At 47.5% G+C, this 13665-nt stretch carries 12 protein-coding genes; 9 read left to right on the forward strand and 3 right to left on the reverse strand.

Annotation, left to right across the window (positions count from 1 at the left end; genetic code table 11):
* The first annotated feature begins 4 nt into the window (after positions 1–4).
* The 5 genes from NZ043_RS11935 to NZ043_RS11955 all read left to right on the forward strand — a co-directional run bounded on the left by NZ043_RS11935 (position 5) and on the right by NZ043_RS11955 (position 4679).
* Positions 5–688, forward strand: a complete 684-nt coding sequence (locus NZ043_RS11935) for a response regulator transcription factor (protein ID WP_091038197.1) — start codon at positions 5–7, stop codon at positions 686–688.
* A 44-nt stretch (positions 689–732) separates the two neighbouring features.
* Positions 733–2235: a HAMP domain-containing sensor histidine kinase gene (locus NZ043_RS11940; protein ID WP_240768286.1), complete on the forward strand. Its 1503-nt coding sequence runs from the start codon at positions 733–735 to the stop codon at positions 2233–2235.
* Positions 2236–2315: 80 nt separating this feature from the next.
* Positions 2316–3230: an ABC transporter ATP-binding protein gene (locus tag NZ043_RS11945; protein ID WP_124117936.1), complete on the forward strand. Its 915-nt coding sequence runs from the start codon at positions 2316–2318 to the stop codon at positions 3228–3230.
* Entirely contained in the window at positions 3227–3943 is a 717-nt protein-coding gene (locus NZ043_RS11950; protein ID WP_091038202.1) for an ABC transporter permease, read from the forward strand. Before NZ043_RS11945 ends, NZ043_RS11950 begins: the two co-directional genes overlap by 4 nt.
* 1 nt (position 3944) lies before the next feature.
* Positions 3945–4679, forward strand: a complete 735-nt coding sequence (locus NZ043_RS11955; protein ID WP_133386919.1) for an ABC transporter permease — start codon at positions 3945–3947, stop codon at positions 4677–4679.
* Positions 4680–4773: 94 nt separating this feature from the next.
* Here the strand turns inward: NZ043_RS11955 and NZ043_RS11960 are convergent, their stop codons facing one another.
* Entirely contained in the window at positions 4774–5334 is a 561-nt protein-coding gene (locus NZ043_RS11960) for a DapH/DapD/GlmU-related protein (protein ID WP_133386918.1), read from the reverse strand.
* 681 nt (positions 5335–6015) lie between these two features.
* Between NZ043_RS11960 and NZ043_RS11965 the strand changes: the two genes are divergently transcribed.
* The gene (locus NZ043_RS11965) at positions 6016–8724 is read left to right on the forward strand and encodes a PAS domain S-box protein (RefSeq protein WP_091038207.1); all 2709 of its coding nucleotides are present in this window, start codon (positions 6016–6018) and stop codon (positions 8722–8724) included.
* A 260-nt stretch (positions 8725–8984) separates the two neighbouring features.
* Here NZ043_RS11965 and NZ043_RS11970 read toward each other — a convergent pair whose 3' ends face one another.
* A complete protein-coding gene (locus NZ043_RS11970; protein WP_091038209.1) occupies positions 8985–9938 on the reverse strand; it encodes an L-lactate dehydrogenase in 954 nt (317 codons plus the stop codon).
* Positions 9939–10487: 549 nt separating this feature from the next.
* Here NZ043_RS11970 and NZ043_RS11975 point away from each other — a divergent pair.
* Positions 10488–11174: a hypothetical protein gene (locus NZ043_RS11975; RefSeq protein WP_339311925.1), complete on the forward strand. Its 687-nt coding sequence runs from the start codon at positions 10488–10490 to the stop codon at positions 11172–11174.
* Positions 11175–11309: 135 nt separating this feature from the next.
* The gene (locus NZ043_RS11980; protein WP_143023636.1) at positions 11310–12131 is read left to right on the forward strand and encodes a protein kinase; all 822 of its coding nucleotides are present in this window, start codon (positions 11310–11312) and stop codon (positions 12129–12131) included.
* 217 nt (positions 12132–12348) lie between these two features.
* Here NZ043_RS11980 and NZ043_RS11985 read toward each other — a convergent pair whose 3' ends face one another.
* Positions 12349–12558: a hypothetical protein gene (locus NZ043_RS11985; protein ID WP_017690946.1), complete on the reverse strand. Its 210-nt coding sequence runs from the start codon at positions 12556–12558 to the stop codon at positions 12349–12351.
* Positions 12559–12765: 207 nt separating this feature from the next.
* Here NZ043_RS11985 and map point away from each other — a divergent pair, with 207 nt between their 5' ends.
* Positions 12766–13512 (forward strand): type I methionyl aminopeptidase, encoded by a 747-nt coding sequence (gene map / locus NZ043_RS11990; protein ID WP_339311928.1) that lies wholly within the window; start codon positions 12766–12768, stop codon positions 13510–13512.
* Positions 13513–13665: the final 153 nt, after the last annotated feature.

Below are 13665 nucleotides of genomic sequence, written 5' to 3' on the forward strand. Positions count from 1 at the left end.
TCGGATGAAAACCAAACTGTTATATATTGAAGATGATACGGAAATTGCGACTTGGGTCAGAGCCGATCTGGAGGAGCGCGGTTATGAGGTGGTATGGCTCGGCAGTGGTGAAGGTGCAGCGGAGGCTGCTGTCGGTTGCTCACTCATTATTCTGGATGTCATGCTGCCTGGGCTGGATGGATTTACGGTGGGACAGCGACTGAAAAAAGAACATCCCGCCGTGCCCATTGTCATGCTCTCGGCCAGAACGTCCATTGACGACAAGTTGCACGGTCTTGATTTTGCCGATGACTATGTGACCAAACCATTTCACCCCGATGAACTGGCTGCCCGGATTGAAGTACAACTGCGTAAGGCAGGAACGGCGGTATCCACGGATGCTGCCCTGAAGCTGGATCATCTCTCCATCTATGAGAAGGACAACCGGATCGTCAATGAGGAGACGGGAGATGAGATTATTTTATCGGGAAAACAGTTCCACATCTTCGCCTACCTGCTACGACATATGGGCATGATTCGAACCAAAGAGCAGATCTATGAAGCCGTCTGGAACGAGCCCTATCTGGATGGGGACAAGACTTTAATGGTACATATTCGGCATCTACGCGAAAAGCTGGAGCTTGATCCGGCCAATCCTGTAGTTATTCAGACGGTCCGTGGTGTGGGATATCGTGTGAAGAAGCCATGATTCGGTGGTTCAGAGAACGGAAGATCATGAAGGGAGAACGAAGTATGGATCAAAAGCAATCCGGGCGGCGCAAGCTTCGCTTTGGGCGGTCCTTGATGTCCAGATACATCCTACTGATCTTGGCGGCTGTATTATTTGTGCCCGTTGTCCTTCCGATCATATCCGTTATATATATTGTCGTAGTGAATAACACGAATACGAACCGCGACGCGCCTTACGGTGATGTTACCCGGATCAGTAACCTCTGGTCACGTGAAGCGAAGAACCTGGATGGTGCTTCGGATGAAGAGATTAAGGCCCGGTTGGAGCAATTACATGGCTCGTATCCCAAATCTTCCATGTATCGTGTGAATGTGAGCGGTGAGACCCTCTTTATTCTCGGTGGTGAAGATGTAACGCTTCTGAAATCCACGTCGCCGGATGGCAGAACAGACACGACATTGAGATGGTCACTGGATTCCGGGCAAACGACAGAGACTCATATTCCATCCTTATGGAATGTAAACAATACGGTGCAATTCATGAAAGAAGCCTCCTTTCGCGATCCACTGACCGTAGTTGCATATATTGGCGGAGCTGAGCAGGACAAAGGACAGGGATTCATGATCATTGAAGTGCCGCGGTCACTTCTGCAAATGAATCAGAGTAACTGGCCGATGGAACTCTTGTATCTTGGTATCGTAATGACCCTCATCTTTCTGATCTTCATCATTATGTCGATTCTCTTCTTCGCACGCATTCGCAAACGACTTATTCGTTTGCAGACGGCCATGATGACCACCGGCAAGGAAGGCCTCCCGCTTCCGGTAGATATCCGCCGGTCAGACGAGATTGGTCAACTGGAAGAATCCTTCAATCAGATGGTGCATCAACTGTCCGACAGCCGCCACCGTGAACGAGAGGAAGAACAATTGCGCAAACGTCTCATTGCGGGGCTTTCTCACGATCTGCGTACCCCGCTAACGGTGATTCGTGGACATATGCATGCTTTGCACAAGGAAGAGCTGAGCGAGCAAGGTGACCGTTCATTACATCGCATGGAAGCAAAGATGGAGGACCTCGGTGGGCTCATTGACAACATGTTATCCTACAATTTGCTCACGAGTGGGAAGTATACACTGAAGCTGGAAGAGAAAGATATACTGCGGATCGTCAGGGAAACGGCGGCCGCCTGGTACCCGGTCTGGGAGAAAGAGCAATTTGAGATTGATATTGACCTGCCAGAGGAACCATTGATCTGGCATATGGATGAACAGGGCATGCGCCGTATTCTTGATAATTTGTTCCAAAACGTGATCCGTCATGCCGCCAGCGGGAAATATATTGGTATATCAACTCAGGAGATTCAGGGTGAGACGGCCGTCGTTATTCAGGATCGGGGTCCGGGAATGCAACCGAATTCCGACACAAAAGGCACAGGTCTAGGCTTATCCATTGTAGACCTGTTGATTCGTGAGATGGGCCTGCGCAAGCGGGTAGACAGTTCCGATACGGGTGTCCAGACATATATCTACAGTGGTAAGGGAAGCAACAAACCGCTGAAATAACTTTTTTAAACTAAACTTAAACTGGAGACTACCTTGGCTTTAACCTTGGAAGGTTACGATAGTTCCGAGGTGATCATACAGTGAGTGAAAATATTATTCAAACGGCGAATTTATGGAAAACATACCGGGACCGTGCAGCGGTCCGTGAACTTGATCTGCATATTAAAAAGGGAGATATCTACGGCTTCCTCGGTCCCAACGGTGCCGGCAAAACAACAACGATTCGCATGCTTCTCGGCTTGATTAAACCAACCAAAGGCGTGATCCGTATCTTCGACAAGGATATCCGCAAGGATCGCATGGATATTTTGCGCCGTGTGGGTTCCTTGGTCGAATACCCGTCCTATTACGGACATCTGAACGCAGTAGAGAATCTGGAAACTTTGCGCCGCATCATCAATGTACCAAAATCAAGAATTGCTGAAGTGCTGTCCATTGTAGATCTGACCAAGGATGCCAAACGTTCAGTGAAGGGATATTCCCTTGGGATGAAGCAACGTCTGGGTATTGCCAGCGCTTTGCTGGGTGAACCGGAATTGCTGATTCTGGACGAACCAACGAATGGTCTTGATCCTGCCGGTATTCAGGAGATTCGGGAACTGATCAAACGCATGCCTCTGGAACATGGCATTACCGTTCTGGTTTCCAGCCACTTGCTGAGTGAAGTCGAACAGATGGCAAGTCGCGTTGGTATTATCCGTGAAGGCAAGATGGTGCTTCAGGATACCATCGCAAGTCTGCATAGTCAGACGGGTAGCTCTATCCGGTTAACGGTTTCCGAGCCGGAAGAGGCTATGAAGCTGGCGAGAGAACAGGGACAATTTGGTCAGCAACAAGGTTCTGCGTTAACGTTCCCTTATATGGATAACAGTTCAGTGGCACTGCTTGTGCGCCGATTAATTGAGCAGGATCATGATGTGTATCGTGTAGAGGAACAGCGTCAGTCGCTGGAAGATCTGTTCATGCGGGTCATTGGCGAGGGGGCTTCCATATGACCGGGCGTGCATTATCATCAGACTGGCTCAAGATTCGGGGGAAAGGGATCTGGTTTCTTGTCTTTCTGGCCCCTCTTGGATTAACAGCGATGCAGGCGCTTAATTTTGGCTTACGGCTGGACTATCTGAAAGAGCAGTATGCAGATAACCTGTGGGGCGGATTGCTGGGCAATGTGGTGGTCTTTGTGCCCTTGTCTCTGATGCTGGGAGCAACCATTCTCAGCTCCATGATCGCTAATGTTGAGCATGAACAGGGATCATGGAAACAGCTGCTCGCGATGCCGATTCCCAGACCAGCCGTGTATTTAGCCAAGTTCCTGCTTGCTTGTGTTCTGCTGGTGATCTCCTGCCTGCTGTTAACCGCAGGAATTGTGGGTCTGGGTCTGATCCTCGGATTCCATGCCAGCGAAATACCTTGGACACATGCGATCAAGCTGGGGCTATTGCCTTTGGCTGGTGCACTTCCCGTGTTGTCACTGGAGTTGTGGCTCACGATGGTTAACAAGAATCAGGCACTTCCCGTCACCCTGGGCATCGTTCTCGCGATAACGGGCATGTTCGCACTCAGTATCTCACCGAACTTTCCACTCGCTTGGGCGCAGATGGCCTGGAATGGACCCAATCCATATCTGTATGCAGGCATGGGGGCAGGTCTAGGGTTATTGATTCTGTTGCTGGGTATGGTGCACTTTAGCCGGAAGGATGTGGCCTGACATGAGCTTTGCGACAACTTACTTCCGAATTTTGTCCGCTGAACGATTGAAAATGGGCAAGTCCCCCATATGGCTTCTGATTCTGCTGAGTCCACTCATTGCGCTGCTCATCGGACTGTTGTCTACTCCATCGGGAAATTGGCAGGTATTGATGAACACGATGGTTTTCCTGCACGGATTGTTATTATTACCGATGCTGACTGGCGTGTTTACGTCCTTTGTCTGCCGTTTTGAACATGCAGGTGGAGGGTGGAAGCAGATGCTGGTTTTACCGCTCACACGTTCAGGCGTATATGCAGGTAAACTGACGATTGTGCTCATGCTTCTGGCGGGTACACAAGTATTATTGCTGATGTCCATTCTGCTGGCAGGCATGATTCACGGCATTACGATGCTTGTACCTTGGGGATTCTTGGCGAGCAAACTGCTGCTTGGGTTGCTAGCTTGTGTACCCTTGGCTGCCCTGCAGATGTTCGTTTCATTGGTGTGGAGCAGCTTTGCCGCACCGCTCGCACTGAATTTTGCACTAACCATACCGAATATTCTCATTGTAAACTCGGCGACATATGGGCCGTATTATCCATGGGCACAACCGATGATTCTGATGACACCCGTGGACGGCGCAGGTTTCGGAGCCTACAACGTGCCACTGATGACGATGCTGGCGGTTGTTGGAGGCAGTGCTGTTATTTTTATTGGAATCGGCATGATGTATTTTGCGAAAAAAGAAATATGAATAATCCGTTACACATTTGGTTATCGTAGATCAAAATCCTCTTTAAGCAAAACATGCAAAGCTCTATTGTATGTATGCTTCAGGAGGATTTTTTCTAATGTCTGACCCACCCATCATGAATGGTCAACTCCCGAATGATTTTGGCTGGTGCCCCGGCTACAAGTGTATTTTCGGGTACATCTTTGGTCACCGTGCTTCCTGCTGCCACAACTGCATTTCTGCCAATGGTCACTCCGGGCAAAATAAGCGCGCCTGTACCAATCCAGGCATTATCTTGAATCACAATCCGCTTGGCAGTCTGGCTCCCGTCATCCAGAGAGTCAATCCGGTGATAGGCACTGTCGAATATGCTAGTTCGAGGACCAATCATGACGTTATTGCCGATGGTCACTTCAACGTTAGCGGCAATCCCGACTCCTGCATTAATCATGACGTCATCGCCAATCGTTAATCGCGCGCCTTTGACTACGGTTAACTGGGTTCCCCATGGTTTGCCTATAATGTTAAGCCGTTTTCCCACCTGCAAGTCACCCAATCTATTCAGATAAACCTTACCCCTGATTCGTGGCAGCAGGCCCATAGAGGGCTGGATTTTACCAAAGATGGCCAAGCCTCTTAGTTTATCGTAAGCAATTTTAACTCTGTTGGGCAGCATGATTCATCCGTCCTCTCCGTAGTTGAAAATCGTTTTTTTAACGATTATAGCCTTTTCGATACAAATTGTATCGTTAATTTTATATCCAGGCATCGCAAGAGCAGATGATCTCTCTTTCCTTGAGAAGATTTGCTTTAGGCGGGGGGCGGGTTTATCCTCTCAACTCCCTAACGAATCTGAGGAGTCTTATTCAAGGATTTGAAGTGATCTCAGAAATCTAAGAAACCTGAGACATGTTATATCCAATGAAACGACCGTTTGCAGCGTTTATGACAGGAGATTATGGGGATTAACGTGTCTGATGTTCTTTAAAATTTAAAAAGGCCACATGGACACCAAATAAGATGTCCTGAGTTCTTTAGAAAATCGTTTAGCCATTCGCCAGAATCAGCTGACTTGGAATTGAACTTCAAGCTTGTTAGAGGCTTACATTGATTCTTGTATAACTTGTCTTTCCTTGAAGACGTCTCCTGCGTAAAATCAAAATTTCCAAGTATTACATCACACATCATGTGAATTGGATCATAGATTGTAAGCAAAATGAGACGAGAATCTGGTAAAATAAAAAAAGCTGTTTCTAGGCTGGCTTACGTGGTTATTCGAGGGTAGGCCCATTTCTGTAAGGGATAATCCATCCCTGTTGTTAGATGAAGATATTGGCTGAGAAAAGAGGGGTAAGCCTTGGATATTAATAAAACGGAAACCCTGAAGCGCATTATTTCTGAGGGAAGTTCTTACCAATCACTGTTTTTTAACCATCCGGATGCCATTTATGTGATGGACATCCATGGAAACTATATTGATGCTAATCCCTCGGTAGAGCGGATATCAGGGTATACACTGGATGACTTGATTCGTATGAATCAGAGTGAGATCTGTCCTCCAGACAGTGAAAATTCACGGAAAGAATATATTAAAGAAGTGCTGGCTGGACGTTCAGTCAGTAATTCCATTACTTTTTATCATAAAGATGGTTCCCTGAAACAGGCAGAGATCACGTATGTGCCTATAACGGAGGGAAACGAAGTTGTAGGAATCTATGGTATTGCCAAAGATGTTACCGATATCCTGGAAGTGCAACGTGAGCTTAAGGAGGCACAGGAGAAATATCAGGTGCTGGCTGACCATGCGCAAGATCTGATTACGACTTGTTCTGCGGATGGAGAGTTGTTATATGTCTCCCCTTCCGTGTACGCCTTGCTCGGTTATAAGCCGGAGGAAGTCACGGGCAAGTCCTTCAAGGATTATTGTTATCCGGGAGACTATCCGGACCCTATGGATCTTTCCAAGATCGGCAATGGCTGCAAGATGCGTGTGTTGCACAAGAAGGGACACTATATCTGGATGGAGACATTGGCGAAACCTGTGGCTGGAGAGCGTGGCAAGAGTGTCCAGATTGTAAGCATCAGCAGGGATATTACCCAGCATAAGGATGCGGACAGACGTCTTCGGGAAAGCCGTCAGCGATACAGATCGTTGTTCGAACATAACCCGGCAGCTGTGTATTCATTGAATCTGGAAGGTAAATACAGCGCAGTGAACAGCAAACTGGTGCAAATGCTGGATATTCCGCGTAATAAGCTTATTGGCCAATCTTTTTTATCCAATCTGGATAAATGCGAAGTGCAATACGGCAAACATTATTTTGAAATGGTGAAGCAAGGCGAACCGCAATATTATGAGACCCGAATCGTCAATTCAAGTGGTCGGAAGATTGAAGTATCTGTTACGAATGTGCCCATTATTGTGGATAAGGAAATGGTAGGCGTCTATGGGATCGTGTCCGATATTACCGAGCGCAAGGAATATACGGAACGGATTCAGGAGCTTAGCAAGCAACATGAGCTGATTCTCAACACGGTTACGGAAGGAATATTTGGTTTGGATGCGGATGGAATCACCATGTTTATGAATCCAGCAGCAGCTTCGATGTTCGGTTATGAGGCGAAAGAATTCATTGGCAAAAACTCACATCCCATCATCCATCACACCCGTGCAGACGGAAGTCATTTGCCTCAAGAAGAGTGCCCGATCCACATGACCGTGTTGGATGGACAGAGACGTTCGATCAAGGAAGATGTGTTCTGGCGTAAAGATGGCAGCAGCTTTCTGGTGCAGTATCAGGTGACGCCGATTATTGAACAGGGACAGATTCAGGGTGCTGTGGTTGTGTTTAATGATGTGACTGGCGAACGTGAAATTGTACGTGCCAAAGAAACAGCTGAGCTGGCAGCTCAGGCCAAGTCAGAATTTCTGTCGATGGTTAGCCATGAGATCCGGACACCGATGAACGGGATCGTGGGGATGACAGAATTGTTGATCGGTACAGATTTATCGGAAGAACAGCGTGAATATGCCGAGATTATTCGAGACAGCGGTGATGCTCTGCTGAACATCCTTAATGATATTTTGGACTTCAGTAAGCTGGAATCCGGGAAAATGGCACTGGCTTATGAACCATTTGCATTACGCAAGATGCTGGAACAGGTTGCCGAGCTGTTTAAACCGCGTGCAGATGAGAAACATCTGGAGATCAGATATCGCCTCAATCCAAGCATCCCTGAGTTCATGGTCGGTGACGCTATACGTATCCGGCAGATTCTGGTGAACTTGGTTGGCAATGCGCTCAAGTTCACAGATCAGGGAAGCATTGATGTTAACGTGGATATTATCAAGGGCAGAAAGCCTGAAGACAGCGTTCTTGATTTTGCGGTGCAAGATACGGGAATTGGCATCCCGGCTGACAAGCTGGATCAGTTGTTTCAGTCCTTCTCTCAACTACACCCGGTGATTAACCGGAAGTATGGTGGTACCGGACTGGGACTGGTCATCTCCAAGCGACTCGTGGAGATCATGGGAGGCAGCATCAGTGTCGAGAGTATAGAAGGGGAGGGCTCAACCTTCCGGTTTGCTGTTCCTGCGGCGAGTGTAGATGCTTCAGCAGAACAGACAGCAAGTCAATTCCATCATGATCGTACACGTCAGAGTGATAAGGTCGCCATGCGTATTCTGGTGGCGGAGGATCATCCGGTGAACCGGAAGATTTTGCGAGAATATCTGGAGAAGCTCGGATACCAGGCAGATGTGTGTACTAATGGCGTGGAGGCAATTGATGCCATCTCTCAGAATGCTTATGATATTGTCCTGATGGATATTCATATGCCTGTGATGGATGGACTGAAGGCGACAGACCTGTTACACCGCCTAATTCCACAGGATCGCATACCTCCAATCATCGCAGTTACAGGCAATGCCAAACGTGAAGATAAGGAAGCTTGTCTGGAGATTGGTATGCGTGACTTCATTAGCAAACCGGTTATGCTGAGTGAGTTGAAGCGGGTGTTACAGCAATGGGGGCCAAGGGACGAACCTCAACTTGCGCCAAATTGAACAACTACTCAAATCAATTTCATAACTCACTAAAATAGATTTCTGTAACTAAATATAGACAAAATGAACCGTTTTGATCTATATCTAGCCTTGATTGAAGCAGCTGAAGGTATTATGAAATTGATTCATCTGGCTGTGAAAAATAATAAACGCAAACACGCCAATAATCCTCCACTGATGGAGTGTTATTGGCGTGTTTGCGTTGGCAGGCTTTTGAAGTTGAGCCGAAGCATACAAAAGTGGAGTAGTATACAAATGGCTTATACCAGTGTCAGACGATTGATGTTACCAGATAGGATTTCACAGGAATTGTTGAATTTCTCACGTTCCGTTGCATCCAGATTCAATTCGATAATCTCCTGAATGCCATTGCCACCGATGATTGCAGGAACACCGACGCAGACGTTGTGTTGCTCGTACTCTCCGTCCAGAATAGCCGATACGGCGATGATCTTGTGTTCGTCATTGAGGATGGAACGAGTGATGTGCGCGAGGGCATTGCCGATTCCGAATTGGGTAGAACCTTTACGGGTAAAGATTTCCCAACCGGCATCCTTCGTTTTGCGTGCAATATCGTCCAGATCCAGATGTTTGAAGCGCTCCTTGTGCTGATCCATGATGTGCATAATCGGTTTGCCACCGATGGTCACATGAGACCAGGCTACGAACTGGGATTCTCCATGCTCCCCGAGGGCATAACCGTGCACACTGCGTGGATCGATGGAGAAGACTTCAGACAGCAGCGTTTTAAGCCTTGAAGAGTCAATGGACGTTCCTGTGCCGATGACATGCTCACGCGGCAGACCAGATAATTTCCATACCATATAAGTTACTATGTCAACCGGATTGGCAGCGACGACAAAAATCCCGTTAAATCCACTTTTCATGATCGGGACCACGATGTCTTTAGCAATCGATTCCGCTTCCTCCAGAATATCCAGCCGTGTCTGTCCTGGCTTGGGATTCGCTCCGGCAGTTAAGACAATAACATCCATATTGCCACAATCCGCGTACGTGCCTGCATATACCTTGGTGCGGTTATGTGTGAAGTCCATACAATGGGAAAAATCCAATGCCTGTGCTACAGCACGGTCGTACGTCCGGTCCACCATCATAATTTCCCTGCATATCGATTGATTAATCATGGAATACGCACAACTCGAACCGACAAGACCCGCCCCGATCACCGCTACTTTGCCTGATTTGCCTAACACTGCCGTTCAGCCCCCATTTAGATTGATATTTATCCGTTACTAATGCGTCCTATGTTAAGTATAGTCCTTTATTTTATGCTGGAATGTACTTCTACGTTACATAAGATAACACATGGAAAAGCTGTGCAGCAATGATATCCGCTATCGCGGGAGCGTATTGGAGTAACGGAGTTAACAAAATTGACATGAATAATTCCTAATCATATGATTTGACGGCGTTTGCAACTGTGTCATTCGACATGACAGCATTCATGCTCATTGTCGGAATGGGGGTTATTTGTGCGGATCATATACCTGACAAAACTTCTTAGGAATCCGCAGAAACAGAACAAAACCGCCAAAGGGATCTGCCGAGAAGCTGACGAATACATACGGACAAGCAAAAGATAAGCCATACTTGATCCATGAGACAGGTTGCCCCGATCCGATGACGGTTCCAAAAAAAAGGAACGCTGAAGCCATAATGTTTTTATCCAAGAATCAATTTCATAACTCACTAAAGGTATTATGAAATTGATTCCCAAAAGACTTCATTCCGGGAGGGAATTAATGATGATTGAAGAAGCAGGAGCAACGACGGAAACGGCCAAGAGCCTGGGCATAGGTGCCAGTACTCTTCGTAAATATGCGGCGGCACTGGAAGAGCAGGGATACCGGTTCGAACGTTCCGCCAACAAATCCAGACTATTCAAGTCCGACGACATCGAATGCATTGAACGCCTGATGACTGAACTCAGAGAGCATAATCTACCCCTGGCTGATGCTGTGGTGACTGTATTAGCTCCAGAAGTACCTGTAGCTGTAGTAGAAGTAGATGTACCTGAGGTAGGGATCGAAGGTCTGTCAGAGTCGGAATGTGCAGCAACATCAATGTCATCCGTATTCCCTGAAGAACCTGAAATAATGGGTAATCTGAGATCCTATGAAGGTCTGGAGCAACTGGTAAGTGAGGTGACTTATGGTGCTGTAGAACAACAGCAGGATGATCGGGTACAGTTGCTGCAACAGCGGGTCGATGAACTGGAGCTGACCCTTCAGCATCTGGCGGAGACACATATGGCGCTCCAGGAACAGATGGAGAAACAGCGCCTGTGGATGAACGAGAAGCTGGAGGAAGAGCGAGATCGCGAACTCGTGACCAACTTGCGCAGCTTCCAGGGAAGAAAACGCAAACCAAAAGGAGTATCCCTGCGTATGTTGTTCGGGTTCCTACCCAAGAAGCATAAGGAAGCTTGAATGACAGGCTCTTGCTCATCGTGATTTTGCATTATGGGCCTGATATAATAAGCTCCATACAACATGAAGACTGGCAGCGGACTACTCAGTATAGATAAAGACTGAGTGGATCAGGAAGCTGGCGTGGGAGGATCTGTGGAGCTGCGACGAAGTTGGCAAAGATTGCTCGGACTATGGACGGATCGTCCTCGGCGGGAAGGCACGACCATTGCTGAGCGTTATACAATAAAGGAATTGCTGGGTATGGGGAGCTATGGGCTGACATACCTGTGTACAGATGACCAGAATGGCAGGGAAGTGGCGTTGAAGGAGTCCAAACCTAGCAAGGGCAGACTCTCTGCGCACCTGTTGGAGCGGGAGGCGGACGTGATGAGGCGTCTGCATCATCCGGCGATCCCTGATCTATTGGATGTGTTCACATCCGGGAGACGAAGTTATATCGTTACCGAGTATATTCGTGGACAGACGCTGGAAGATTGCATATTTGAGCAAGGTCTTCGATATACGGAGCGGGAATGTCTGGAATTGGCAGGACAACTGCTGGTTCCGGTGGCTCATGTGCATGAGCAGGGATATATTCATGGAGATGTGCGGATTCCCAATGTTATTTTACGTGAAGGGGCGGTACATCTAATTGACTTTGGCCTGGCGAGACGCTTGGGGGAGCCGTTGTTGCCGGAGCTGAAGCGACGTATGCGTGAAGTCCCTGAGCCTGAAGATGAGCGGGCTACACCGGATCATGATTTGCAGGATATCGGCCACTTTCTTCTCTTCATGCTGTATTCGGCTTATGAGCCAGAGAAGGGCCGTGAACCCGCCAGCTGGCAGGAGGAACTTAAGCTTACGCCGGAATTGCACCAGATGCTGGAGCGACTCCTTGGACTCCGTCCAGGTTATGAGGGTGGGGCGACAGAGTTACAGGCGGAGATTGCGAATGTGTTGCTGAAATTACAATGAAATAAGCTCTGTAGGTGGACCTATATTTGTTATCCGTGACCTCTTCGTATGATATCTATAGGGGTCTTTTTCCTTTTTGCTATATAGAAACAAATAAAGGGGTGTTCTGCTGGCCGTAAGTACGGCTAGCGAACACCCCTTTATTACATATTCATTTATTGTAGCGTCTAATAAGCTGGCACGATCATTGCTCTTTAAAAGCAGTCGTGAGAGCAGCTTAGCTGGAGCTGTATTTTCTGCTTTTGTAATAACCGGAGCCACTGCGGCTGTCCCGGTATTTCACATCTGAAGAAGAATAGCGCTTGTAGGAACGCTTGCCTGAAGAACTGCTGTGACGTTTATAGGAGCGCCTGTCCGAGGAGCTGTAACGTTTGCGGTGAGATGAAGATTTGGAATCGATAAGTTTGCCGATAATCTTTTTGAACATGAGCTTTCACCCTTTCGACTTCAACTGTTTTAAGCATATACGTGGCTAGATCAGAAGGGGTTTCGATTTTTTCATGGATAATTGTATTCATTGGACAGGCGCTTGGCGTATAATAGGATGTTGCTGATTGCGCGGAATTTTTTATTTTGAGTGTTTAGCGTTACAATAGAGGACAGGATAAGATTTTAACGGACAGGAGTAGTTATTATGATTACATTGAAGACCAAAGAACAGATTGAATATATGAAAAAAGCCGGAGAAATTCTCGCCGCATGCCATAGAGAAATTGCAAAGATGATTCGTCCAGGCATTACGACACAGGAGATCGACCAGTTTGCAGAAGCTTTTATGAAGAAAAATGGCGCTACGCCGGAACAAAAGGGATATAACGGATACCAATATGCGACATGTGCGTCGGTTAATGATGTGATCTGTCACGGGTTTCCGGGAAAATATGCACTGAAAGACGGCGATATCGTTACAATCGACATGGTGGTTAATCTAAATGGCTGGCTGGCGGATTCGGCTTGGTCATATGCTGTAGGTGAAGTGACTCCGGAAGCACAACATCTGCTGGATGTAACCAAAAACTCTCTGTACAAAGGCATTGAACTTGCCGTGGTGGGCAACCGGATCGGAGATATCTCCAATGCGATTCAAGTCTATGCAGAAGGTGAAGGCCTATCGGTTGTGCGTGAGTTTATTGGACACGGCATTGGTGAGAAGATGCATGAGGAACCACAAGTCCCTCACTACGGTCCGCCTCATCGGGGTCCGCGTCTCAAGGAAGGCATGGTTATTACGATCGAACCAATGCTGAATATTGGTACGTTCCGAAGTAAGCTGGATTCAGATGGATGGACTGCTCGTACTATGGATGGAAGTCTGTCTGCCCAGTATGAACATACGATTGCGATTACGGCGGATGGTCCACTGATTTTGACAGCACAATAATAGCCAAAAGCAGCTACAATGTGACGATATTTGCATATTTCAAGGCGGCCCACGTTTGTGATCCGCCTGTTTCGGTTTAAACTATTAAGAAGTGATAACACAGAGCCAGTGGTAAGTGATCTCAGCTGACAAGGGTTAACCTTGCGTCCACTT

Source organism: Paenibacillus sp. FSL k6-2145 (genome assembly GCF_037976585.1).
Lineage (GTDB): Bacteria > Bacillota > Bacilli > Paenibacillales > Paenibacillaceae > Paenibacillus.